This is a genomic window from Priestia sp. VA7 (assembly GCF_055710015.1).
The window spans coordinates 537,082-562,577 of record NZ_JBVQPN010000002.1; the positions used below are offsets into that span (position 1 = coordinate 537,082).

Consider the following 25,496-nt stretch of genomic DNA (forward strand, 5'->3'; position numbering starts at 1 on the left):
AGAAATGTATACAAAAAATATTTTAACGTATACATTATTTTTGAAACGTATTTGAAAACGTATACAACAAGGGGAGGAAACGAAAATGACAAAACGCGTTGGATTTATTGGACTTGGAATTATGGGAAAACCGATGACGCTCAATTTATTAAAAGCAGGTTTTGAGGTAACGGTTTACGATATTAATAAAGCAGCAGTAGAAGAAGTGAAAGCAGCAGGAGGATTTGGAGCAGAAAGCCTTGCTGAAGTTGCAGTGAACAGCGATGTGATGATCACGATGCTTCCGGCTTCACATCATGTAAAAAGCGTAGTACTTGGAGAAGAAGGGTTAATTCATAGCGCAAAAGAAGGAAGCGTTATCATCGATATGAGTTCCATTTCACCGGTAGCATCAAAAGAAATTGCGGCTGAGCTCGCACAAAAAGGAATTCACATGCTAGACGCGCCGGTTAGCGGCGGAGAGCCAAAAGCAATTGACGGCACGCTTGCGATTATGGTCGGAGGAAATGAACGTATCTTTGAAAGCGTTTCACCTATTCTTCATGCGATGGGAGCAGAAATAACGCTTGTTGGAGAAAACGGAAGCGGCGTAACGGCTAAGCTTGCAAACCAAGTGATTGTAAACTTAAATATTGCAGCGATGTCTGAAGCACTTGTACTAGCAGCCAAAGCAGGCATTGACGTTGAAAAAATGTATCAAGCAATTCGCGGCGGATTAGCAGGAAGCGCTGTATTAGATGCAAAAGTGCCGCTGATTTTAGACCGCAACTTCGTAGCAGGCGGACGCATTGATATTAACTTAAAAGATATGACAAACGTGATGGAAACGGCTCATGACATTGGCGTACCGCTTCCGCTTTCAAGTCAGCTTGTGGAAATTTTCCATGCGTTAAAAGTAGACGGAAAAGCAAGCGATGATCACGGCGGAATTGTACAGTATTATGAAAAGTTAGCAAACGTTGAAGTGAAAAAGAAGGTGGAAGCATGATTAAACAGCAGGAAAAGCGTCTTGTAAGCGATGTATTTAAAGACATTCCAGCAGTTGATGAGGCACTTGTACAAAAAATACTTGATGAAGAGCTGCTGACGTTTAATCAAAAAATCATCGTACTGGATGATGATCCAACGGGCGTTCAAACGGTTAACGGCATTTCCGTTTATACAGACTGGAGCAAAGACAGCATTAAGCAAGGGTTTTTAGAAGAAAATTCAATGTTTTTTATTCTAACAAATTCACGCGGATTTACCGCTTCTGAAACGGAAAAAGCCCACGCGGACATTGCCGCTGTTATTACAGAGGTAGCGGCTGAAGTAGATAAAGAGTTTTTAATTATCAGCAGAGGTGATTCGACTCTCCGCGGTCACTATCCGTTAGAAACAGAAGTGTTAAAGAAAACGGTTGAACAGCACTCCAATCAAGTGCTTGACGGTGAAGTGATCTTTCCTTTCTTTAAAGAAGGCGGACGATTCACCATTGATAACATTCACTACGTGCAAGATGAAGACTGCTTAGTGCCGGCAGGAGAAACCGAATTTGCAAAAGACCGTACGTTTGGCTACAGTAAATCTCATTTAGGCGAGTGGGTAGAAGAAAAGTCAGAAGGGAAATTCAAAGCAAGTCATACAACATATATTTCGCTCGGAAGCATTCGTGCACTTGATTTAGTGACGATCACAAATCAGTTAATGGAAGTGAAAGACTTTAACAAAGTGATCGTGAACGCAGTGGATTATGTAGACGTAAAAGTTGTGACGATTGCGCTTCTTCGCGCGATGAAGCTTGGAAAGCATTTTATGTATCGCAGCGCTGCGGCTTTAACAAAAGTAATGGGCGGCGTGAGCGATAAAGATTTGTTAACAAAAGAAGAGCTCATTAAAGAAAAGTCGTCAAACGGCGGATTAATTATGGTTGGTTCGCATGTTAAAAAAACAACAGAGCAGTTAGAAGAATTGAAGAAATGCAGCTTCATTGAATTTATTGAATTTGATTGTCATCTTGTCTTAGAACCTGAAAAGTTTGAAGCAGAAGTGAACCGTATTATCAATGAAGCAGAGAAGCTTATTTCTAAAGGTCAAACGGTAGCTGTGTATACAAGACGCGAGCGCTTAGATCTTGGCGAAGGCAAAAAAGAAGAAGAGCTTAAATTATCGGTGAAAATTTCAGATGCGGTTACAAGCATTGTTCGCCGCTTGAACGTTCGGCCAAACTTTATCGTCGCAAAAGGCGGCATTACGTCAAGTGACATTGGCGTAAACGGCTTGTCTGTAAAGCGTGCGACCGTTGCTGGACAAATCAAGCCGGGCATTCCGGTATGGGTAACGGGAGAGGAAAGCAAGTTTCCAGGCATTGCGTACATCATTTTCCCTGGGAATGTTGGAGCAAAAACAACGCTTCGAGAAACGGTTGAATTACTAAGTAAATAGAAAGAAGTGAACGTACGAGGTGCGTTCACTTTAGAAATTATTTGAAAGCGTATACATTATTTGGATGTACGTACATGAAAAATGGTCACACTAAGGGGATGAACATATGAATTCAGTATTCGGATTAAGTCATGAAGCAAGTCTTTTGCTATATGCGATTGTATCGATTGTTGGACTTATCTTTTTAATTGCTAAGTTTAAAACAAATCCGTTCGTAGCGCTGATTGTTGCGGCTTTGTTTATGGGTCTTATTTCAGGAATGAAGCTGCCTGATATCGTAACGGCTTTCCAAGAAGGAGTAGCGAGCGTATTAGGATTTATCGCGATTGTTCTTGGTCTTGGAACGATGTTAGGTAAAATGATGGCAGAGTCAGGCGGAGCCGAGCGTATTGCCCGCACGTTAATTAACGTATTCGGTGAAAAGAACGTACACTGGGCAATGATGGTTGTAGCCGTTATTTGCGGTATCCCGGTCTTTTTCCAAGTTGGTGTTGTACTATTAATTCCGCTTGTGTTTGTAATTGCCAAGCATACGGGTACGTCACTTATTAAAATTGGTTTATCATTAATTGCCGGTTTAGCAGTTGTTCACAGTTTAGTGCCTCCGCATCCGGCAGCGATGCTAGCGGTGGATATCTTTAAAGCAGATTTAGGTAAAACAATTTTGTATTCATTAGTTGTGGCCTTTCCAGCTGCAGCCGTAGCAGGTCCGATTTACGGATCGTTCATTTCACGCCGTGTTCACGTAGAGCCAACGGGTGAAATTATGGAGCAGTTCACAGAGTCAAAGCATAAAGATCTTCCTGGCTTCGGCATTACGTTATTTACGATTTTACTTCCAGTACTATTAATGCTTTTAGCAACGATCACTGGGTTTGTTTATCCAGAAACAAGTACGATTCGCTACGTAACAAACTTTATCGGAAGTCCAATCGTTGCGCTGTTGATTTCGCTAGTGTTTGCTTTTTATTCGTTCGGTTTTGCAAGAGGATACAACAAAGACGATCTATTAAAATTCACAAACGAATGTCTTGGACCCGTTGCTTCGATCATTTTAATCATCGGTGCGGGCGGCGGTTTTAATAAAATTTTAACAGCAAGCGGTGTAGGTGACGCGATTGCAGGATTTGCTCAAGATGCACATCTTTCTCCCATCGTGCTAGCGTTTGTGATTGCCGGGTTAATTCGTGCAGCAGTTGGTTCAGCAACAGTAGCAATGACAACAGCAGCAGGTATTGTCGCACCAATTGCAGCAACGATGCCAAACGTAAGTCCAGAGCTATTGGTGCTAGCAACAGGCGCAGGTTCGGTGATGCTATCGCACGTAAATGATTCTGGCTTCTGGTTAATCAAAGAATTCTTCAATATGTCAGTTGCTCAAACGTTAAAAACGTGGACAGTGATGGAAACGATTCTATCATTTGCGGCGTTTGCAATGGTTCTTATTTTAGACATTTTCATCTAAGAGAAAAAGCGCTGGTTTCAGCGCTTTTTTCTTTGATATAAAATACATTCAAAATATTTCAAATAATGAGAAAAAAAGACTAGATTTTTCCCGTTTCGATAGTATAGAATAGTTATAAAGCAGCAAAGGGGGTAGATGTATGACAAATGATGAAAAATATCAAATTGGTTTGACGACAAAAGCATTGATTCCAGTGAACGATCCTATTCACCGAACGAAGGTGCTGGATGAAGCAGGAGAATACATGCTAAGAAAGACGTGTAAGCAATTATTAGAAGAAGCTTGTATTCGAGAGTTAAGTACATTTAAAGGATCGATTGCCGCTGTTAGAAAACTATTTCCCTATAAACAGCTTACACCTCTTGTCATTAGTCGTTCACAAGCGATTATTGCGTTTCCTACATCTTCGCCCAATGACTACAGCTGCGCTTGGATTTTCTCCTCTCACGTTCATACTTCACATACGCTTGCTACAGTTCATTCATCCTCCATGCTAATTCACTTCAAAGACGGAACGTTCATTCCAGTTAAGCTTTCTTATTATAGTTTAGAAAAAAAGTTGGCCAGAGCAGCTGTTATTCGCAATTACTGTTTAGAAAGTCCGGTTGTCTTGGCATAATGCGTTCGATTTATCGAATAAACTTGTCCTACATATGAACAATCGTTTGGACTACACATATGAACGGAAGGAGGAAGCTTATCATAAGCTTCCTCCTTTTCTTACTCCTGAAGAAGCGAGGCCTTTAGCTTTTTGCGAGCTGCTTTTCCCCAGTTTTTAACGGCTCCCGTGGAGACTCCGTATTTATAGGCAATATCTTTATACGAGTAGCCTTCTAGCAGATGTTCGAGTACATAGATTTTTTCTCTTCCTGTTAAGTGTTCGATATGCTGCTCAATGATTTCACTTTCTAGCGGAACGGGAAGAGCGGGATCTTCGTTTAGTGAAAGCAGGTTTTGCTCAGCAGGTGTTTCACGTTCTTCGTATAAAATGGTGCCTTTTAAATGAGAAAGGATCGTACCGCGCACGGTTGTGTAGGCATAAGCGGAAAAAGAGCCTTTGCTTTCATCAAATTTTTGATACGCTCTCCATAAACCAATTAACGCAATTTGATAATATTCGTCGTAGTCTTTGTAAATATGAAATTTTTTAATCATCGATACAATTAATGGATGAAAAGATGAAGCGATTTGATCAAACGAGCTTTTTTGCATGCAGCCTTCCTTTTTCAAAAACGCGTTTTTGCTGTATTCCGCCGGTATCTCTACTGTACAAGGGGAAGGTCACATGTGCGAATGAACGAACATTATGTTTTCTTTTTAAGAAACGTGACGTAATTTCCCCGGAAACTTCACGTTTCGCTAGGAAATATGCGAAGTATATACGTATTTGTAGAGATTTTACGTACGAAAGGTCTCCCATTCCAAATTCTACTAATCTATAATTATTTTTATATCGATGTAGCAATTCTACCATCACGGAAGAGCAGTGATGATAGAGTTGCTAGACCTATCCAGATGAGTCCTTCCCTTGCGGGCTGGCCTCATCAGGATAGGTGGACCTTTGAGGGTATATTCGAAGGAGCTACTAATTTTGAGTTCTTCTTTATGAAAGCAATTTGCTGAGATTGTAAGAAGAACTTGTAAAGGGGAGATTGAATGAAGGCGATGGTTGGGGTAAATGTGGCGGCGGCTGTTTTGTGCGGGGCGGTGATGTATGCGGGGACGCAGCACTGGCAGGAGCAAACGGAAGCGCAGGCAAGTGAAGTGAAGTCCGCTGTTGTACATAAAGAAAAACAGTTTTCCGATGTATCTGCTTATACAAAAAATCTTCCGGACTTTATCACAAAGCAAATAGAGTCATCTATTGCAAATAAAAAACCTCTGACTCTTGTAATTGCCACATCCGCAAAGGAAGCAGGGTGGCCACAGCAGTTAAAAAAAGAGCTAGCAGCTACATATGGAAGTGATGTATTTACGGTTAAAACCCTTTCATATGGTAACGGGACAACTGATGAGCTGTTATCCTCACATATTGCTGATCAAATTGATCAACTTCAGCCAAACATTATTCTGTTTGAAGCACCTCTTAAAAATGACTATCAGCACCTTACGCTAGATGAGACGCTTGAAAATACAGACAAGCTGATTCATCAGCTTAAAGACTTGAAAAAAACCCTTATGATTCAGCCTTCACAGCCGTACATTTCACAAACGGAGTCCTATGAAGAAGGGGTAGAAGCGATCAGGGGAGTATCTGAAGCAAACTGGGTATATTATATGAATCACTCGCTCATTTGGCCGTTTCATTTAGGCGAGTATATAAATAAAGACAGCGGTAATTTAACGAAAAAAGGAAATGAAGTGTGGGGAGAGTACGTTGTGAATTGGTTTACGGGAAAATAAAAAGACAAGCCCTATTTGAAAAGGAATAGGGCTTGTTTTTTATAATTTTATTAGATTATGACTTTTCCTCGTTTTATAGTAGTAGCTTTTTGTATCTCTACACTTATAAAGCTTAAAGCCAAAGATTTCTAAAGGAGTCCAAAGTTTTTTAATGTTTACGAGTGGCATTTTAATTCTCCGTTCCGTTCTTTATAAAGTTCTGTATATTCATTATAAAGAATATGAGATTAATAGTAAATAATATAAAGAACGGTTTATTTAAAAAATTCTTTATAAAGAACTTTAGAGTTTTTATTTTTGGCTTATCAACATTCAGGAGTGATTTTTATCATAGCTCCGGTTATTTATTCTGCTAAATTAATGTTGTGAAAAACATCACAAAATAAAATGCAAAGGATGATCTCAATTAAGACGTAATGAGACTACTTATTTTTTTGCTTGCTGTTAAAGTAATGGAATCGCATACATAACATAACTATGTTAGATAACCTAACACATAAGTTGAACGATTCAGAAAATTCATATATCTTGAATATATCTTTAAAGATGCATAGAAAATATATCTTTGAAACAAGCAGGTATAGACGCCAGGGGAGGAATGGAAGATGCAAAAAAAGAAACTCGTATTGATTGGAAATGGAATGGCTGGAGTTCGAGCGATTGAAGAAGTATTGAAGGTTTCAAACGAAGCGTTTGAAATTACGATTTTCGGAAGCGAGCCTCATCCGAACTATAATCGTATTTTACTATCAAAAGTGCTGCAAGGAGATACGAATGTTGAAGACATTACGCTAAACGATTGGAACTGGTATCAAGAAAACAATATTACATTATATACGGGCGAAACGGTTACTAGTATCGATTCAGTGAAAAAAGAAGTAGCGACAAACAGCGGCAGAGTAGAATCGTATGATGAGTTGATTTTAGCAACGGGGTCTCTTCCTTTTATTCTTCCGATTCCAGGGTCTGATAAAAAAGGAGTTACGGCTTTTCGAGATATAAAAGACACGGATGAAATGCTGCAGGCATCTCAGCAGTATAAAAAAGCAGCGGTTATTGGAGGCGGACTGCTTGGATTAGAAGCGGCGCGCGGACTGTTAAATCTAGGAATGGACGTATCTGTGATTCATTTAGCTCCGTATTTAATGGAACGTCAGCTTGATCCAACAGCGGGCAAATTGCTTCAAAACGAATTAGAAAAACAAGGCATGAAGTTTTTGCTTGAAAAACAAACGGCAGAAATCGTCGGAGATGAGCGAGTTGAAGGTCTCTCTTTTAAAGACGGTACGTTTTTAGAAGCTGATTTAGTCGTGATGGCCGTTGGAATTAAGCCAAATGTTCAGCTTGCAAAAGGAGCGGGACTTAACGTAAACCGAGGAATTGTTGTAAATGACTATATGCAAACGGATATCCCAAACATCTACGCGGTTGGAGAATGTGCAGAGCATAGAGGAATGGTATACGGACTGGTGGCACCTTTGTATGAGCAAGGAAAAGCATTAGCAAAAGCGATTTGCGGGGCAGAAAAAGTGCCTTATGAAGGATCAGTTTTATCCACGCAGCTAAAAGTATCAGGTGTTGAAGTGTTTTCGGCAGGAGACTTTACAGAAGATGAAGAGAAAAAAGCGATCAAAGTGTTCGATGAACAAGACGGCATTTATAAAAAGCTTGTTTTGCGAGGCAATCAAATCGTAGGAGCCGTTCTTTTTGGAGACAGCAGCGACGGAAATCGACTGTTTTCAATGATACAAAAGCAAGAAGATGTATCCGATGTCGCAAAAGTGTCAATTTTACAGCCATCTGGCGGTAACGCGGGTGAAAGCTTAGTAGCAAGCATGAGCGCTGATGATATTATTTGCGGCTGTAACGGCGTAACAAAAGGTACGATTGTGGAAGCTATCCAAAAACAAGGATGCTCATCGGTTGATGAAATCAAAGCTTGTACAAGTGCCTCTCGCTCTTGCGGAGGATGTAAACCGCTTGTAGCGGAAGTGCTTCAGCATACTCTTGGCGCTGACTTTGACGCAGCGGCTCAAAAAGAAGCGATTTGTGGCTGTACGACTCTGTCACGAGATGAAGTTGTCGAAGAAATCAAAGCAAAAGGTCTTTCGCATACGCGTGAAGTTATGAATGTACTTGGCTGGAACAATGAAGAAGGCTGTTCGAAATGCCGTCCGGCGCTGAATTATTATTTAGGTATGGTGAATCCAACGGGATACATTGATGAACGCGAATCACGATTTGTGAATGAACGCATGCACGCAAATATTCAAAAAGACGGCACGTATTCTGTTGTTCCTCGCATGTACGGAGGCGTCACAAATGCAGAAGATTTACGAAAAATTGCAGATGTTGTTGATAAATATGAAATTCCGCTCGTAAAAGTGACGGGTGGTCAGCGTCTTGACTTGTTTGGTGTTAAAAAAGAAGATTTGCCTAGCGTATGGGAAGAGTTAGATATGCCTTCCGGCTACGCGTACGGCAAGTCGCTGCGAACGGTGAAAACATGCGTCGGCGAACAGTTTTGCCGCTTTGGCACGCAGGATTCAATGGGCGTTGGAATTGCGCTTGAGAAAAAATTTGAAGGACTATGGACGCCTCATAAAGTGAAAATGGCTGTATCTGCTTGTCCGAGAAGCTGTGCTGAGTCAGGTATTAAAGATATTGGCTTTATTGGAATTGACGGCGGTTGGGAAATTTACGTGGGCGGAAATGGAGGTACGCATCTTCGCGGCGGAGATTTATTGTATAAAGTAAAAACAGATGAAGAATTGATGGACATTACAGGAGCGTATTTGCAGTATTACCGAGAAACGGCTAATTACTTAGAGCGTACGTCTGCATGGATTGAGCGCATGGGACTTTCGCACATTCAATCAGTGCTTGATGACGCCCAGACGAGAAGAGAGCTGAATATGCGTATGGACGAAGCGTTATCTACGTACCGTGATCCTTGGAAAGAAATCGTCGAAAGCAAAAAGACGAAAAAAGAGCTGTTCGAAACAGTTGTCACATCATAATGCTGGGGGGAAATAAAGATGGTGAATAAAAACATTACAAAAGTATGCGTGGGGTCTATTCATGATTTTCCGGTAAGCCTGGGTAAAACAGTAAAAGTAAACGGAAAAGAAGTTGCGGTGTTTAAGCTATCAAGCGGAAAAATACGAGCAATTGAAAATCGCTGTCCGCATAAAGGCGGGGTGCTAAGTGAAGGAATCGTGAGCGGCGACTCGGTGTTCTGTCCGATGCACGACTGGAAAATTTGCCTGCATGACGGTAACGTACAAGAGCCAGACAGTGGCTGTGTAGACACGTACGAAGCGTCTGTTGAAGGAGATTTGCTGTATCTTTTAATTGAAGAATAAGTAACGAGGCGCGTTGATTTTCAACGCGCCACAAAAATTCAAGGGGACATACTCAAAGGAGCGAAGCAGAAGATGAGACAAGGAAAAGTGTACATTGTAGGAGCCGGACCAGGAGATCCAGATTTGCTAACGATAAAAGCAGCAAAATGTTTAGAAAAAGCAGACGTTATTTTATATGACCGACTAGTGAACCCTGTTCTTCTTCAGTATGCAAAAGAAGGAGCCGAACTCGTCTACTGCGGGAAAAAGCCTGGTGATCACTGCGTTTCTCAAGATGATATTCATGATTTGCTTGTATGCTACGCAAGAAAAGGAAACACCGTCGTGCGGTTAAAAGGCGGAGATCCGTTTATTTTCGGAAGAGGCGGGGAAGAAGCAGAAGTGCTCGTTCAAAACGGAATTTCGTTTGAAGTCGTTCCGGGTATTACAGCGGGCATCGCGGCACCTGCTTATGCTGGAATTCCTGTGACGCATCGTGAGCTGAGCCGTTCATTTGCCGTTGTGACGGGACACTGTTTAAGCGGCAAGCCGGAAAGTATTCGCTGGGAGCATTTAGCAAAAGGAGTTGATACGCTTGCGATTTATATGGGCGTTAAAAACTTGCCGTATATTTGCCGTCAGCTTTTAGACGCGGGAAAAAGCGCGGATACGCCGGTCGCTCTTATTGAACAAGGCACGACGGTTTATCAGCGCACGGTTACAGGCACGCTTGGCACAATCGTAGACACGGCTGCGGAGCAGCAAGTCAGCAACCCCGCGATGATTGTGATTGGTGAAGTGGTGAAGCAAGCTTCTGCTCTTTCTTGGTTTTTGGAAAAAACAGAAGAAAAAGTATGCGTCTAAGATGAATAAAAGGAGGAAACGCTTTTGCTTAAGAATTCACTGCAGTCAATGAATGAGTTAGCCCGTGAAAAAACGAAGCTTGTGAATGATCATTTGCCGAGTTATTTGCTGTTAGCTGTGCTAGCGGGTGCTTACGTAGGACTTGGCGTTATATTAGCTCTATCGGTAGGAGCGCCTTTAGCTTCTGCTTCTTTACCGGTCGTTTCTCTTGTGATGGGATTATCTTTTGCTGTTGCTCTCCTGCTTGTCGTATTTGCAGGAGCTGAATTGTTTACGGGAAATCATATGGTTTATACAGTCAGTACGCTATCGGGAGTCACCACATGGAAAGATACGGTCAAAAACTGGACGTGGTGTTTTATCGGAAATGCGATAGGAGCGTTTGGGCTTTGTTTGTTAATTACCGGAACTGGTTTGTTTAAAGGAATTGAACCGAACCATTTACTTATGACGCTGGCAGCTAAAAAAATGAATTTGCCGGTCAGTGAATTATTTTTTCGCGGCATTCTTTGCAACTGGCTTGTTTGTCTTGCGATTTGGACGGCTGCGCGCACTAAAAGCGATGCGGCAAAGATCATGCTCATTTTTTGGATGCTGTTTGCATTTGTTGCATCAGGATACGAGCACAGCGTGGCAAATATGACGTTTCTTGGCCTAGCTTTATTGCTTCCGCATCCTGATGCGATTTTGGCTGCTGGACTATTTCATAATTTAATTCCTGTTACGCTCGGAAACATCGTAGGGGGAGGATTGTTTGTAGGAAGCATTTACTGGTTCGTGAACGCTAGGCAGCTAAAAGAAGTTAAAAAACAGCCGGCTGCTCTCTCAGCTGACTTGGATTCTGCTAAACTGTCTAAATAGCAAAAAACCGCTCTTTATACCATATAGCCTGCTTTTTAAAGCTATCATCACGGTATTTTAGAGCGGTTTTCTTCTATATAATATAAACTGCTTAAAGCGTATTCACATCTATACGTATCGAACAAGCAGTATCGTTCTTCATTTTATAGAAACAGGGAGTCTGTGAGAATTGAATCGGACAGATTCTGTTGAAATGAATGTGTGAGGGTGCAGATATCATCGAAGAGGCAGAGGGCATCTTAGAATTTTAATGTTGTTTGGCATTTTATGCTCTTTTTGAGCTTCCTTAAAGCAGTTGTACATTGCTTTGCTGCCTAAATGATTAGCGGAGTGAATCGTAATTCGATCGGCATATAAATGATGCTTTACCATAAAATGCACGAGCATTAATCCATTCCGTGTCTTGCTGAGTAAATCGTGATCGAGTGACAAATGTTCAACATCGAATGACCTTAACAGATCAATACATTCGTCAATCGTTTCGGCTAAAACATGACCGTCAGGGCACTTGCGATAGTCGTCTAGAAAAACATTGATTTTCATGACTGATTCTCCCTTCCTTGCCTTGTATTTAGTGTAACATACATAATGTCATATACCTACCTAAGTCTATTCGACACATTTTCCTGCATTCCTTCTTAAATAGGGGTAAAAACACGAATTTTTATCATTATTTGCATATTCATGGCGAATAAACAGGAAATAAGGAAAGAGATGTCGAACGAAAAATGAATAGATAAACAGTTTAAACTGGAAATTAACTTTTTTTATTCTGTGATCTTTATTTAAGAACGTCATTTAAATCCCAGATTTGACAAGGGATGGAAGGGGGCTAACCCATAAAAGATTGTGAGAAAAAAACGATAATTTACGATTTTTTTAAAAAAAATTGGAAATTTCTCTTTACGAAAAAGATGTTTGGGACGTATAATTTGATTTAAGGATTTTTTGGAACATAGTATGACAATATGACAAAAAAGAAAAGTAAGGTGAATAGAATGGGTAAGTTATTTAGTATCGGTGAAGTATTAATTGATATGATTCCAGCTCAAAAAGGTCTTCAATTGAAAGAAGTGGAATCGTTTACGCGTGTGCCAGGCGGAGCGCCGGCAAACGTTGCAGCAGTTGTTTCTACATACGGTAATGAGTCAGCGCTTATTACAAAAGTTGGGGAAGATGCGTTTGGAGACTTTCTAGTAGATACGCTTCGTGAAGTAGGAGTAGGTACTGATATGGTCTATCGTACGGAAGAAGCAAATACAGCTTTAGCCTTCGTTTCTCTGCGCGAAGACGGAGAAAGAGATTTCAGCTTCTATCGTAATCCTTCAGCAGATTTATTGCTAACTGAAGACGAAATTAACCCAGATTGGTTTGCAAGCAACGATGTTCTTCACTTCTGTTCGGTTGATTTAGTTGAAAGTCCTATGAAATACGCTCATATGAAAGCGATTAAAAGCATGAAAGAAAAAGGCGGCGTTATCAGCTTTGATCCAAATGTACGTCTTCCGCTTTGGAAAGACCATGAGCTATGCCGTCAAACAATTTTAGAATTTATCCCACAAGCGCACATTGTCAAAATTTCAGACGACGAGCTATCGTTTATCACAGGAATTGAAGATGAACAGCAAGCGATTCAGTCTCTATTTACAGGTGACGTTCAAGTAGTGGTGTTCACAAAAGGTGCAGAAGGTGCAACGCTTTATACAAAACAAGCAGTCTATGAATCAAACGGTTACAAAGTAGCAGTTGTTGATACAACAGGTGCAGGAGATGCATTTATTGGCGGATTCCTTTATCAGCTATTAAGCCGCGATGTGTCACAAGAAAACTTAACGGCTATTCTTGACTCTGACCACGACGCTATTTTGCGCTTTGCAAATGCAAGCGGTGCCTTAACGACAACTGGAAAAGGTGCGATCAGCTCAATTCCAGCCAAAGAAGTAGTAGAGCAATTTTGTAAGCCTGTAGCTAACTAAAATGAAAAGGCTTTATCCCTTCTTATTTGCAATCAGCAGAGGCGTCCGTTTCTGCTGATTGCAAATCACATAAGAGGGAGAAGCGAGCTGCAGAGCAAGAAGAAAAAATTTTTTTCTGTTTTTAAAAAATAATCAAAAAAATTTCTAGCTAAATAATAAATGTTCGTGTTAGTATAGTACGAGCAGCAAGAAATAGCAGTTTTACCACCATTTATGAAAACGTTATATATTTATCGATGTAGAACATTTAATAGGACTAAAGAGCGAGCCTATTGAATGTTCTAGACCTAAGGGGTTGCTGCCCCCCTTGCGGGGGAGGCAGCATCCGCATAGGTAGACCTTTGGGGGAATATTCGAGGGAGTATGAGTGCTTGGCTCTTTGCCCTTGATGAGAGAAAAGCAGCAGGTCGTTACATACGATGTACATAGATTAGAAATAGGAAAGTAGGTTAAGAGAAAGATGGATATTTTGCTAGGTGTTCTTCCTTCCGTTGCGTGGGGAAGCATGATTTTAGTTAGTATGAAGATGGGCGGTGGACCTTACAGTCAAACGCTTGGAACAATTATTGGAGCTTTGATTCTTTCATTTGTTCAGTTTATGATTGTGCAGCCGGTGTTAACACCAACGCTCGTTATTGTCGGGATTGTTTCAGGTTTGTTCTGGTCAGTAGGTCAAAGCAATCAGTTTAAAAGTGTTCCATACCTTGGTGTTTCAAAGTCAATGCCGATTTCAACAGGTATGCAATTAGTATCAACAGCTCTTTTTGGTGTTATTGTATTTAAAGAATGGTCAACGCTTCAAACGATTGTGCTTGGATCTATTGCGATTCTTTTAATACTAGCAGGCGTCGTGCTTTCTTCATTAGACGGTAAAAAAGAAGGGGCACAAGGGGCTCCAGGACAAACGAAAAAAGGAGTTATCACTCTTATCATTTCAAGTCTTGGATTCTTAGTTTACGTAGTTATCGCACGTATCTTCAACGTAGACGCATGGGCAGCACTATTCCCGCAAGCAATCGGTATGTTAATTGGCGGTTTAATCATTACATACAAACATAAGCCATTTAACAAATATACGATTCGTAATATCTTACCAGGTCTAATTTGGGCATCTGGAAACATGTTCTTATTCTTATCTCAATCAAGACTAGGCGTAGCAACAAGCTTTTCATTATCGCAAATGGGTATTGTTATTTCAATCTTTGGCGGTATTGTCTTCTTGGGAGAAAAGAAAACAAAGCGTCAATTATTCTATGTATCTCTTGCGAGTGTACTGATTATTTCAGGCGGTATCTGTATCGGCCTCGCAAAAGCTCACGTTTAATTTATCCTTAATTTATCGATGTAGAAAAAACCTCATGGCTAAAGTACAGCCATGAGGTTTTTTCTAGACCTATGGTTTTGAGGCCACCCCTGGCGGGGTGGCCTCAAAACCGTAGTTAAGGTCAAAACCGTAGTCAAAACCAAACCTATAGTGCTCTTCGGAATTTCAAGGCTGCATGTTCCTGTTGGGGGTTCTCGTTCTTAAGGCTGATTGATTTTCATTCTTTGTTAGGAAGCTGTTTGGTGTGAAATGGCTTATAGTAGTAGGAAAGGATGGAGGGAAGGCTATGATTAAGAGTATTTATGAGACGCATGTGCAGGTTCGGAATTTGGAGGATTCGATTGAGTTTTATAGACGTCTTGGGCTGACGTTTGTTCATAAAATTGAAGAGAGGCGCTGTGCTTTTTTCTTTGTTGGGGAACAAAAGCAGATGCTTGGACTTTGGGAAACCGATGAAAAAGAGTTGAAAAGTAGTCATTTTGCTTTTGGAATTGAAGCAGCATATATTCATGAAGCGTTAACATGGCTGCGTTCAAAAGGCATTGAACCGGAAGAGACGTCGTTTGGAAAGCCCCAAACAGAGCCGATTGTTCATACGTGGATGCCAGCGGCTTGCGTTTATTTTAATGACCCTGACGGCAACCGCTTGGAGTTGATTACGCTTTTGAATGATAAGCCCGTTATATCTAAGGATTTTCCTTATTTAAGTGAATGGAATAAAGAAACCGGGACGAAATTATTTTAGCTCAAGTGAAAAACGCACCATTGATCAACGTGTTTGATTAGTGGTGCGTTTTTTTTGTTATGGTTAACGTAGGTTTGATCTGTTTTGTTCCTTCTAGCAGTTGATTGGAGTCATTTCGTTATGTCTCCATCTTTTTATGTATCACAAACGTAGAATTGACATATTTATAAACATATAATATATTTGTTTATAAATTAATAAACAAAATAGAAAGGTGTCTATTTAAATGGTAAACGATTTGTTTTGGGAATCATCTTTTGAAGAGATGAAAAAAGGATACGGGGAAAGCGAAGATCACTACCACTGCTTACTGTGCGGTGAAAGCATTGAAAAAGGCATTATTTATCCGGTGGAAGGTGTTTTTTATGAAGCAAAACGCTATATGAAGCTTCATGTGGAACAGCAGCACGGGTCTGTATTCCATCATTTAATAGGGCTAGATAAAGAGGTAACGGGTCTTTCTGATCATCAAAAAAATTTAGTGAAGTTTTTTAAGGAAGGAAAAAGTGACAGCGATATTCAAAAAGAAATGGGAATTGGCAGTTCATCGACCATTCGAAATCACCGCTTTACGTTAAAGAAAAAAGAGCGTCAGGCAAAAGTGTTTTTAACGCTGATGGAACTGTTGAACGACGGGGAAGAAGAGAAGAAGCTACGAGCATCCACTGCAGCGCCTAGAAGAAGTCAGCGCTACAGCGTCAGTGATGAAGAGCGTGAAAAAATTTTAGCGAAGAACTTTCCGCAAGGTTTAAATGGACCTCTTCGCACCTTTCACTTGCAAGAAAAGCACCGTCTTGTTGTTCTTGAAGAATTAAGCGGACATTTTGATTTTGGCAGCACGTATACCGAAAAAGAAGTGAACGATAGGTTAACACCTTTTTATGATGACTACGCCGTGCTGCGACGCTATTTAATTGAATACGGTTTCTTAGAGCGCAGCGCAGACGGAAGCAGCTACTGGAGAAAAGGAGAGACAGAGATGAGTATGGACTCAAAAGACTATAAAAAACAAATGAAGCAGCTAGCGAAAGAAGTAAAAACAGAAGGCGGCGTGTATCAAATTAAAAACCTTCACAACGATAAGATTTACATTGGCTCTACGCCTAACATCAAAACGTTAAACGGCGTAAAGTTCACGTTAAAGACGAACACTCATCAAAATAAAGAGCTTCAAAACGAGTGGAATACGTACGGGGCGGATGCTTTTTCAATTGAGATGCTGGAAACGATTAAAAGAGAAGAAGAAAAAGCACTTTCAAAAAAGGATTTGCTGAAACTGGAAGCGAAATGGTTAGAGAAGCTGCAGCCTTACGGTGAAAAAGGCTATCATTCACCGAAAGCTGATACAAAGGAGAAATAGGTGTGAAGAATCAAGATGTTAAAAGTGAAGTAGTGGAATCAGAAAAATCCGTCAGTAAGCTGATGCTTGTGTTTTTGATTCCGCTCATGTTAAGTAACGCCATGCAGTCAGTTGGGCAGCTGGCGGGAAGTATTATTGTCGGAAGAGCGCTTGGAGTTGATGCGTTAGCCGCTATTTCCGCTTTTTTTCCTCTGTTTTTTCTGCTCGTGTCGTTTTCGATTGGAATTGGTTCAGGAAGTTCCATTTTAATCGGGCAAGCGTACGGGGCACAAAACGAAAAACGAGTCAAAGAAATTATCGGTACCACGCTCACGTTTACATTTCTAGTCGGAATTGTGCTTGCTGTTTTGGGAAGCATATTTGCTCCGGATATTCTTCGGATTATGGGAACGCCGGCTAATATTATTGACGTAACGGTTCACTACGCGCGCATTTTGTTTGTGGCGATTCCTGTTTTGTTTTTATACTTTGTTTATACGACGTTTATGCGCGGAACCGGAGACTCTAAAACGCCTTTTTACTTTTTAGTTGTGAGTACGGTCTTAAACATCATTTTTCTTCCGATTTTAATTTTTGGATGGATCGGAGTGCCAAAGCTTGGAGTGTACGGCGCTGCGTATGCAACGGTGTTTTCAACCGTATTAACGTTCATTATTATGATTATCTATTTACGCAAGAAAAATCATCCGTTAAAGTTTGACTCATCTATTTCATTAAAAATGGACGGAACGCTTTTAAAGCTGCTTATGCGTTTAGGGATTCCAGCGAGTATCAATATGATTTTAGTTTCTCTTTCTGAAATTGCGGTTATTACGTTTGTAAACGGATTTGGCTCAGACGCTACAGCAGCGTACGGAGCGGTGAACCAAGTGGCAAGCTATGTACAAATGCCGGCAATCAGCTTAGGAATTGCGGTTTCTATTTTTGCGGCGCAGTCGATTGGTGCCAATAAATTTGAGCGTTTAAAAGAAGTTATCCGCTCTGGAATTATGCTGAATTACGTTATTGGCAGCGTATTGATTTTACTTATTTATCTCTTTTCCAATCAAATTTTAGCTCTGTTTTTAACAAGTCAGCATACGCTCCGTATTGCCGAAGAGCTGTTAGTGATCACACTTTGGAGCTATTTGATTTTCGGTCATGCGCAAATTATTACCGCTACGATGCGAGCGAGCGGTACGGTGCTTTGGCCTACGGTATTTAGTATTATGGCTATTTGGTGTGTAGAGGTACCGGTAGCCTACGTGTTATCGCAGTTTACCTCTCTTGCGATTAAAGGGATTTGGATTGGATATCCAGCGGCGTTTGTGGTCAGCTTAATCCTGCAGTACAGCTATTATCAATTTGTATGGAAGAAAAAGAAAATTGAACGTCTTGTCGGATGAGAAACGAGTGGAAACGCTCGTTTTTTATTTTTTCTAATTAAAACACCCTTAGCTAAAAGTTTTAATAGGATAGTGCATATAACTTTTTAATGAAAAGAGGGTATGACACTATGAGTAAATCTGGATTTGTGCCGGATAATTCAAATATTAAAAAAAGCTCAGGAACGCCTAATCTGTCAGTAAACTATAAGCAAAACGTCCTGTTCAAGCGAAATGATCAAAATATAGCGTATCAGCTAACATCAACTCAGCTGCCTGCCATGCTCGGAGGAGCGTTTGTTGATTTATATATGACGAAAGGGCATATGAGAGAACCGCACTGGCATCCAAATGCGTGGGAATTGGATGTCGTCGTTTCAGGTGAAGTGCAGGTGTCTGTCTTGGACCCTGATACAAGCAGCATGCATAATTACCGAATAAAAGAAGGCGAAGTTGTTTTTATACCGATGGGCTGGTGGCATTGGATTGAGCCCTTATCGGAAGAAGCGCATCTTCATCTCTTTTTTAACAATGATCAATTTGAGTCTACAGAAGGATCCGACGTGCTGCGCTTAACGCCTCCCATTGTGTTTCAAAAAGCGTATGGAATAAGTGCAAGCGAAGTAGCAGAAGCGGTTGCTCCGATTACGGATACGGTTGTGATTGGACCGCCTAATAATCATTCTTTTTATCAAAAGAGCTATCTTAAAGATGAACGGGATGAAAGAATTGTGGTTAAAATAAATGAAAAAGTGGTGCCTGCTGAAGATAAGTAGCAAAAAAAGAGTCTGGGACAAAAGTCTTTTAGGCGAAGTGAAAAACGAACCATGAATCAAAATGTTTAATTCACGGTTCGTTTTTTTGTTATGGTGAACGTAGATTTCATCTGTTTCATTCCTTCTAGCAGTTGATTGGAGGGCAAGGCGAAGACTCCTGCGGGAAAAGCGGAACAGATGAGACCCCGCAGAAGCGCAAGCGACGAGGAGGCTCAGCGGCCGCCCGCGGAAAGCGAAGTCTTGCACGGAAATCAACTGCGGTGTCACAAGCAGTTCAGCTTATGCATCTCCTTTGGTCGTCTTTAGATTGGTTTCATTTTGTTATGTCCCAGTCTCTTTTTCGTGAAGCGTTTTTTATAAAAACAGCTCCTTACGTTCTAAGTGCTTATACAGCCGCGTTGTGACTTGTTTTTGATTCCATTCGTTTTGCGGAAACTGCTGCTTGTCTACGTGAGAAATGGCCGGTTTGTAGGTTTTTTGAATCCGTTTGATATCATTAAACGTTGCGTTGGTTTCAATGTGATCAGCGAGCGTAAATACAAGAGAATGAAGCTTTGCAACATTGGGAATCGTAGCTGCTTGGCTGAAAATGGCTTTTGCGACGGACAGCTGTCTTTCATGTGCAGTAAAGATGTCTTGCTCATTACGCTCCTTTAAAAAAACAAGTGCTTCTTTTCCGTTAAGGCGAATCGATCCTTTTGGAAAAACAATGTTGCTGTGTTCAAAAGCACGTTTGTTTGTGACGATAATGCCGCCTAATTTATTTACAGCATCGACGACTGACTGCTGATCCATTTTGACATAATAATCAACAGGAAGCTTTGCATACGTTTCGACGTTCTTTACGACAGCATTCATATTTCCTCGATGATAAATGGTTCGCAGTGTTTCATTGCCGAGCTGAGTTGACCCTGGCAAGTGGGTCATTTTTATTGATTCATGCTGTTTATTAACAGTCATATATACAAATGACGTATTTTGATGGTTCTCTTGAATTAAAAGCAGGGAAAACGGTTGCCCTTTTTTTAAATTGACGTGTGTTTTGTCCCCATGCTCAAGCGGTACATATGTTTGATCAACGGCAGCTTTCACCGTATGATAGCCTGCAAATGTGATGCTGACAAAACTGACGAGTAAAAATAGTACGAGACCGCCAATCCACTCTTTTTTTGCTTTGCTGCTCATCGTCTCACCTTTTTCTATCGAAGTCGTTCGTAGTATTGCCATCTTAAAAGGGGAGTAAAACAAATGAGCGCTATTTTTATTGCTTATCTCGCTTTTTCTTGGCGTAGGTTTTGAGCTCTGTAATTAAAATCGCTTGTTCTTCCGCATCGTTAAATGCTTCAATGCCATAAAGGTATTCGGTGTGCCGTTTTTCTTTCCACACGCAAAGTCCGGTAATATGAATGGGTTTTTCATTTAAATAAAAGCTGATTTTTAGCTGGATTTGATGGCTGAAAATAGGTAAATCAAGCGGCGTAATTATTTTGATTCCTTTTGGTGAAAGGTCGATAACAGACAAAGGACCGGGCTTAGAATCGATTTCTTTGTTGTCGTATTTAGCAATGGAAAACGTTCCAACAATGGGAGTCTCAAATAAAAAGCGAAACGGTTCTTCACGTTTAAAATGCATGTATCATCAGTCCTTTTCGTAATCTAAGTTTGTTAAGTAAGTATTCGATGAAAGTCTAAAAATTCCTACACGTTTTTCTCCATCACCCATATAATGTTTATCGATGTAGAATATCTACCATGACCACAGACCGGCCCTGGTAGATATTCTAGACCTAAGCGGAGGTCACCCCCCTTGTGGGGTTGGTGGCCTCCGCTTAGGTGGACCTTTGTGGGAGGGTTCGAGAGGTCTTAGTTATCGATTGCTGATTGTGAGTACTATTGGATTATTAAATAGCGGGTATATTAGTAAAACGTTCGTAAAATAAGGGTATAATAACTGCTTTTATAATATCGGAAGTTTTGTTTGAAACTTTAAATAGAGAGGGCAAGGTTTTGAAAAAAGCGCTACGCTAGAGTTGGATTGTATGTTAAAATTAAACTTTGTGAAGTAGCTGTATTACAAGTCAGCGTTCCTTCAACTAATTAGGAGGTGAGATGAATGGGCACTGATGACCCCATTTCGATGAAGGTTACTGCAAAACAAGATAGGGGCAACAAAGGTGTATGTGTTCCTCTCATTTCAACGAAGGAAAATACTCCTTAATGCCTCAATGATGTGAGGTGAAAAATCAATGATTAAAACATACTTATATGATGATGAAACAAAAGAAATGGTAACGAATCTTGATTTAGGAGACGTGCATGAGAAATTGCGCAATCCTGATAATTTGCTGTGGATTGATTTGTATGATGTCCACGGACAAGAGCTTGCTCAAATTGCTAAATTATTCGATTTTCACCCATTGGCGATTGAAGACTGCTTACACGACAGTCCTCGCGCTAAAATGGATGATTACGAAGACTATAAATTTTTCGTTTTTCACGCGCTTCGCTATAACGAAGAAAGTGATGACGAGATTACGACGCTTGAGTTAAATGCCTTTGTCGGATCAAATTACGTAGTAACAATTCATAAACATAAAATGGGCTGGCTTCGCAAAATGGATGCTGTGTGCTCACGTTATCCAAAGTTTATGAACCGCGGCGCCGACTTTTTATTATATGCTTTGATTGATGGCATCACGGACGAATACTTCCCGATTTTAGACCGAATCGACATGCGTATTGATGAATTAGAAGATGAAATCTACAACAAAGAAGTGCGCGGAGTGACGGAAGAGTTCTTGGCGTTAAAAAGAACGATTATCTTAATCCGTCGCGTTATTCTGCCTCAGCGCCGAATTTTCTTAACGGTTAATGGAAAGTGGAAATTCGATATACGAGAAGAAAATGTTCCTTTCTACATTGATTTGCTTGACCACTTAGAGCGTATTGTAGATTCTGCTGAAACGTTTAGAGACCTCGTAAACAGTGCGCTTGATACGTATTATTCTATTACCAATGCAACTTCATCTGAAAAGCTGAATGTCTTAACGCTGATTTCAACGATTATGCTTCCGCTAACGTTCGTAACCGGATTTTTTGGAATGAACGTACCGATTCCATATCAGAATTCCCACTGGGCTACTGCTGTTATTATCGTTATGTTAATTGTGTTAACGTGGGGAATGTGGAAATACTTTAAAAACAAACAGCTGTTATAACAAAAAGGCACTTGGCCATAAGCCAAGCGCCTTTTTCTTTATTTTGTCACTGTTTTTGTTGTTGCTTTACTCGTATTGTTCGCTTTGTCTTTTGCGGTTACGCTTAAGACTGTTTTTTCTTTTTGCTTTTTAATTTTTACTGAGTATTGCCCTTTGCTGTTTGCAGCAGCAGAGCCGATGCCTTTTTTGTTTACTGTTACCGTTACGGTAGCATTTGCTTCTGCTTTACCTGTTACAGCCGTGCTTTTTGTTGTGACAGCATTTACGCTTGGTGCAGCAGGAGGAGTTTTATCGCTCACTTTTACAGTCGCAGCTTTACTTGTGTTGTTGGCTGCGTCTGCTGCTGTTGCGCTGATTGCTGTACCTGCTTTTTGTTTTTTTATCGTAATGCTGTACTGACCTTTTGCATTGGCTTTTGCTTTGCCGATTTCTTTGTTGTTCACTTTCGCTACAACAGATGCATTTGCTTCTGCTGTTCCTTTAATAGCTGTATCCGCATCGCTGACTGGATTTACTTTAGGTGCATTTGGAGCAATAACGTCACGCACCATTACTTTTACTTCTTCACTTTCTTGTTGTTGGCTGTTTGTAGCCGTGATGTACAAGACTGTTTTTTCTTTTTGTTTTGGAATTTTTACTTTGAACGCGCCTTTTGCATCAGCTTTTGCTGAAGCAATCACTTTCTTAACGCTGTTTTTAATATTTACCGTAAAATTTGCTTTAGACGTTCCTGTTACATACTCATCTTTATTCGTCACCGCTTTTACCGCTGGTTTGGCAGGTGCTTTTTGAACAACTGCACGAATGCTCGTACTTGCTTTTCCGTTTGTGACAACTACTTGTAAAACGGTATCAGCTTTTTGAGCTGGAATGTTCACAGAGAACGTATTTTTTGCATCAGCTTTAACTGTGCCAAGTGTTTTTGAACCGTTCATTACTTTAACAGTTGAACCGCTTTGAGCTTTACCTGTAATAATTTTTTGCGTGCTGACAAATGGATTTACCTGCGCTTGCAGCTGCTGTGCACTTACAGCGCTGTACGCATTTAAACGTCCCCATCCTGATACGTAATCGTAGCCTGGAGCAGGGGGTTCTGCTGGACTTTCTTCATCATCGTATACAGGAGCATCTTTTTCATCAAATTTAATATCTTTAGCTGTATCGGTTAGGCGTTTTTCAACGTCTTTTGGCTTTAAGCCTGGGTTTTGGGATAGCAATAATCCCGCAACGGCTGCCACGTGAGGTGTTGCCATGGATGTTCCGCTTAAATAAGTGACGTTTCCGTCTGGAACAAGACTTGGAATATCAGAGCCAGGAGCTGTAATATCTAATCCTTTTCCATAGTTTGAGTAGTCAGATACGATATCTAAACGGTTTGATGCGCCTACTGAAATCGCATAGGCAGATGAAGCAGGGTAAGAAAGCTCTTCCATACCGTCGTTTCCACTTGCAGCTACAACCGTTACGTTATGGTCGTATGCATATTTTAACGAATATTCAAGCACGCGGCTGTAAGATCCGCCAAGGCTTAAGTTAATGACTTTTGCACCGTGATCAACCGCGTATTTAATACCGTACGCAATTTGTTCTGTATCTCCGCTACCAGATGCGTCTAGAATTTTAACCGGTAAAATTTTCGCATGAGAATTAATGCCGGCCATTGAATAGTTATTGTTTGCAGAGGCTGCGATAATACCTGCTACGTGAGTTCCGTGTCCATTGTCATCAGTTGCATTTGACGAACGATCCACGTAGTTATAGCCTGTTTTTGTATCCACCACGCCTTTTAAATCAGCTAGTGATGAATCGACACCCGTATCGGCAACGGCAATAACCGTATCTTTTAACTTTTGACCATTTAGTAATTTTTCAAGTGATTCGTATTGAATATCGGCATGCTGAGTACCGTCATTTTTACCCGTATTGTTTAATGACCATTGATACGGGTATTGTGAATCCATTGAAAGAGCGTGGTACTCTTGAACCGGCTCGATAAATTCAGTTTCAGGAAGTGCCTGAATTTGTTTTGCCGTCATTTTACCTTGAGCAGATGACGTGCTGAAGCTTTTTCCATTGCTGTCATCTAATTGAATAACAAACATATTATCAAAAGAAGCAGCTGATTGTTTTAATGGATTAATAGATTCAATGCCTGCTGATTTTGACTGTGCTTTTGTTTTAAATGATTTAGCATTTGCACCATCTTTTAATTTAACAATATAGCGAGTTTCAGCTTTTGTTGAAACGCTGTTTGCGCTGACTAACTTAGCTCTTACTAATACAGACGATACGTTTAAGTCCGTTACGTCTTTTAATTTTGTCTGTGCTGCAACTTTTTCTAAATCTTTCTTTAAAGCAGCCGGAACGGATTTATAAGCGATGCTGTATAAATCATTGATTGCTTTTTGATCAGCACTTGTAATCATGTACGTGCTTGATGCGCCGTTTTTCGCTACATCTGTAAATAGACCTTTTAGCTGAACTAAATCTTTGTATACTTGTTCGCGCATCGATTTATCAATAATCATTTTAGAGCTGATAAACGGAGCGGCTTTGTAATAAAGAGAAGAAAGGTCTTTTCCGCTTGCTGTTTTTGAAAGCACAGCGTCACGAATCGTACGCAAATCTTTTAAAATACCTTTTCCGTTTTCTTTTTGGCTTGTACTCAATTCAGCTGGGCATTCTTCTGCCACCATTTGAGAAGGGGGAAGTGAAGCGCCTTCATAGCTGATTGTGTAAGGAACTTCTGTTTTTAATTCCGGCTCAGGTTCCGAAGGGGTTTGTCCACCTTCTTCGGTATCATCTTCAACAATAAGATCTCCATCTCCGTAATACTCAACCTTTACATAATAAGGGCCAGTCCAAGCGATTGGAAAATCTAGCTGAGCAGGTTCATCTTTGTAGGAGTATCCCATATAACGGTCAAATGCCACGTTGTTTTTGGCATTTTCAAGACTAGAATAAACCGTGATATTTACTTCATCATCACTTTGAAGCTTAATTCGGTAGTGTGAAAACTTTGCTACATCTTGCTTAGAAGGATTAATTTTGTACCAATGTGTTTGTTCTGGTTCTGTAAATGTTCCTTTTGCTGCTTTACCAATGCTTAATGTTTTTTCATTAGCAGGAGGATTGCCTGCCGCTTGTGTTTTCAGTAAGCCTAATTGGCTAAAACACAAGGTGAACATTAAAGCAAAAGCAATAAAACGATAAATTGACCCTTTTTTCATGTTAAACCTCCAAAAAATATAGTAAAAAACAGGAATTACATACCTATTAAACCATAAAGTTTAAAAATTTGTAAATAATTACTGTTGCTTATTTTGTTATTTTGTCAAGTTATTAATCTCATAGAATAAATGGTGAGATAAG

At 40.4% G+C, this 25,496-nt stretch carries 22 protein-coding genes; 17 read left to right on the plus strand and 5 right to left on the minus strand.

Translation table 11 applies throughout. The features are described from left to right. The first annotated feature begins 85 nt into the window (after positions 1-85). The 4 genes from garR to AC0C45_RS09260 all read left to right on the plus strand — a co-directional run bounded on the left by garR (position 86) and on the right by AC0C45_RS09260 (position 4,508). Positions 86-988: a 2-hydroxy-3-oxopropionate reductase gene (garR, locus tag AC0C45_RS09245; RefSeq protein ID WP_472928096.1), complete on the plus strand. Its 903-nt coding sequence runs from the start codon at positions 86-88 to the stop codon at positions 986-988. Next, a complete protein-coding gene (locus AC0C45_RS09250) occupies positions 985-2,424 on the plus strand; it encodes a four-carbon acid sugar kinase family protein (protein WP_472928097.1) in 1,440 nt (479 codons plus the stop codon). The genes garR and AC0C45_RS09250 overlap by 4 nt, the downstream gene beginning before the upstream one ends. A 106-nt stretch (positions 2,425-2,530) precedes the next feature. Further along, a complete protein-coding gene (locus tag AC0C45_RS09255; RefSeq protein WP_057238872.1) occupies positions 2,531-3,889 on the plus strand; it encodes a GntT/GntP/DsdX family permease in 1,359 nt (452 codons plus the stop codon). 139 nt (positions 3,890-4,028) lie between these two features. Continuing rightward, complete coding sequence (locus AC0C45_RS09260; RefSeq protein WP_472928098.1) at positions 4,029-4,508, plus strand: competence protein ComK; 480 nt, start codon at positions 4,029-4,031, stop codon at positions 4,506-4,508. A 101-nt stretch (positions 4,509-4,609) separates the two neighbouring features. Here the strand turns inward: AC0C45_RS09260 and AC0C45_RS09265 are convergent, their stop codons facing one another. Further along, complete coding sequence (locus AC0C45_RS09265) at positions 4,610-5,101, minus strand: sigma-70 family RNA polymerase sigma factor (RefSeq protein WP_472928099.1); 492 nt, start codon at positions 5,099-5,101, stop codon at positions 4,610-4,612. Between the two features lie 444 nt (positions 5,102-5,545). Between AC0C45_RS09265 and AC0C45_RS09270 the strand changes: the two genes are divergently transcribed. From AC0C45_RS09270 to AC0C45_RS09290, 5 genes are all read left to right on the plus strand, one after another. Then, positions 5,546-6,292 carry an SGNH/GDSL hydrolase family protein gene (locus AC0C45_RS09270; RefSeq protein ID WP_472928100.1) on the plus strand — a complete coding sequence of 249 codons (747 nt, stop codon included), beginning with the start codon at positions 5,546-5,548 and terminating at the stop codon, positions 6,290-6,292. A gap of 605 nt (positions 6,293-6,897) precedes the next feature. After that, positions 6,898-9,312 carry a nitrite reductase large subunit NirB gene (nirB, locus tag AC0C45_RS09275; RefSeq protein WP_412999567.1) on the plus strand — a complete coding sequence of 805 codons (2,415 nt, stop codon included), beginning with the start codon at positions 6,898-6,900 and terminating at the stop codon, positions 9,310-9,312. A gap of 18 nt (positions 9,313-9,330) precedes the next feature. Beyond that, positions 9,331-9,657, plus strand: a complete 327-nt coding sequence (nirD, locus tag AC0C45_RS09280; RefSeq protein ID WP_472928101.1) for a nitrite reductase small subunit NirD — start codon at positions 9,331-9,333, stop codon at positions 9,655-9,657. 72 nt (positions 9,658-9,729) lie between these two features. Continuing rightward, entirely contained in the window at positions 9,730-10,500 is a 771-nt protein-coding gene (cobA, locus tag AC0C45_RS09285; protein WP_047931215.1) for a uroporphyrinogen-III C-methyltransferase, read from the plus strand. Positions 10,501-10,524: 24 nt separating this feature from the next. Continuing rightward, the gene (locus tag AC0C45_RS09290; protein ID WP_472928102.1) at positions 10,525-11,361 is read left to right on the plus strand and encodes a formate/nitrite transporter family protein; all 837 of its coding nucleotides are present in this window, start codon (positions 10,525-10,527) and stop codon (positions 11,359-11,361) included. A 216-nt stretch (positions 11,362-11,577) separates the two neighbouring features. On the opposite strand, the gene AC0C45_RS09295 is transcribed toward AC0C45_RS09290, so the two are convergent. After that, on the minus strand, positions 11,578-11,904 hold the full coding sequence (locus tag AC0C45_RS09295; RefSeq protein ID WP_014461165.1) for a cyclic-phosphate processing receiver domain-containing protein: 327 nt from the start codon (positions 11,902-11,904) through the stop codon (positions 11,578-11,580). Positions 11,905-12,359: 455 nt separating this feature from the next. On the opposite strand from AC0C45_RS09295, the gene AC0C45_RS09300 reads away from it, so the two are divergent. The 7 genes from AC0C45_RS09300 to AC0C45_RS09330 all read left to right on the plus strand — a co-directional run bounded on the left by AC0C45_RS09300 (position 12,360) and on the right by AC0C45_RS09330 (position 19,310). Next, the gene (locus AC0C45_RS09300) at positions 12,360-13,337 is read left to right on the plus strand and encodes a carbohydrate kinase family protein (protein ID WP_171777572.1); all 978 of its coding nucleotides are present in this window, start codon (positions 12,360-12,362) and stop codon (positions 13,335-13,337) included. A gap of 460 nt (positions 13,338-13,797) precedes the next feature. Beyond that, entirely contained in the window at positions 13,798-14,661 is an 864-nt protein-coding gene (locus tag AC0C45_RS09305; protein WP_013082140.1) for a GRP family sugar transporter, read from the plus strand. 286 nt (positions 14,662-14,947) lie between these two features. After that, a complete protein-coding gene (locus AC0C45_RS09310; RefSeq protein ID WP_472928103.1) occupies positions 14,948-15,406 on the plus strand; it encodes a VOC family protein in 459 nt (152 codons plus the stop codon). Between the two features lie 226 nt (positions 15,407-15,632). Continuing rightward, a complete protein-coding gene (locus AC0C45_RS09315; RefSeq protein ID WP_171777571.1) occupies positions 15,633-16,766 on the plus strand; it encodes a DUF2087 domain-containing protein in 1,134 nt (377 codons plus the stop codon). A gap of 62 nt (positions 16,767-16,828) precedes the next feature. Continuing rightward, the gene (locus tag AC0C45_RS09320) at positions 16,829-18,151 is read left to right on the plus strand and encodes an MATE family efflux transporter (protein WP_237894124.1); all 1,323 of its coding nucleotides are present in this window, start codon (positions 16,829-16,831) and stop codon (positions 18,149-18,151) included. A 110-nt stretch (positions 18,152-18,261) separates the two neighbouring features. Next, on the plus strand, positions 18,262-18,906 hold the full coding sequence (locus AC0C45_RS09325; RefSeq protein ID WP_257063061.1) for a cupin domain-containing protein: 645 nt from the start codon (positions 18,262-18,264) through the stop codon (positions 18,904-18,906). Positions 18,907-19,037: 131 nt separating this feature from the next. Then, positions 19,038-19,310 carry a hypothetical protein gene (locus AC0C45_RS09330; protein ID WP_257063062.1) on the plus strand — a complete coding sequence of 91 codons (273 nt, stop codon included), beginning with the start codon at positions 19,038-19,040 and terminating at the stop codon, positions 19,308-19,310. Here the strand turns inward: AC0C45_RS09330 and AC0C45_RS09335 are convergent. Together AC0C45_RS09335 and AC0C45_RS09340 are read right to left on the minus strand one after the other, a co-directional pair. Further along, complete coding sequence (locus AC0C45_RS09335) at positions 19,261-20,091, minus strand: LCP family glycopolymer transferase (protein WP_257063063.1); 831 nt, start codon at positions 20,089-20,091, stop codon at positions 19,261-19,263. The two genes, AC0C45_RS09330 and AC0C45_RS09335, sit on opposite strands and share 50 nt — an antisense overlap. Positions 20,092-20,167: 76 nt before the next feature. Next, positions 20,168-20,539, minus strand: a complete 372-nt coding sequence (locus AC0C45_RS09340) for a PilZ domain-containing protein (protein WP_472928104.1) — start codon at positions 20,537-20,539, stop codon at positions 20,168-20,170. A gap of 613 nt (positions 20,540-21,152) precedes the next feature. Between AC0C45_RS09340 and corA the strand changes: the two genes are divergently transcribed. After that, positions 21,153-22,124, plus strand: a complete 972-nt coding sequence (corA, locus tag AC0C45_RS09345; protein ID WP_013055874.1) for a magnesium/cobalt transporter CorA — start codon at positions 21,153-21,155, stop codon at positions 22,122-22,124. Positions 22,125-22,162: 38 nt separating this feature from the next. Here the strand turns inward: corA and AC0C45_RS09350 are convergent, their stop codons facing one another. Continuing rightward, positions 22,163-25,354 (minus strand): S8 family peptidase, encoded by a 3,192-nt coding sequence (locus AC0C45_RS09350; protein WP_472928105.1) that lies wholly within the window; start codon positions 25,352-25,354, stop codon positions 22,163-22,165. Between the last annotated feature and the right edge of the window lie 142 nt (positions 25,355-25,496).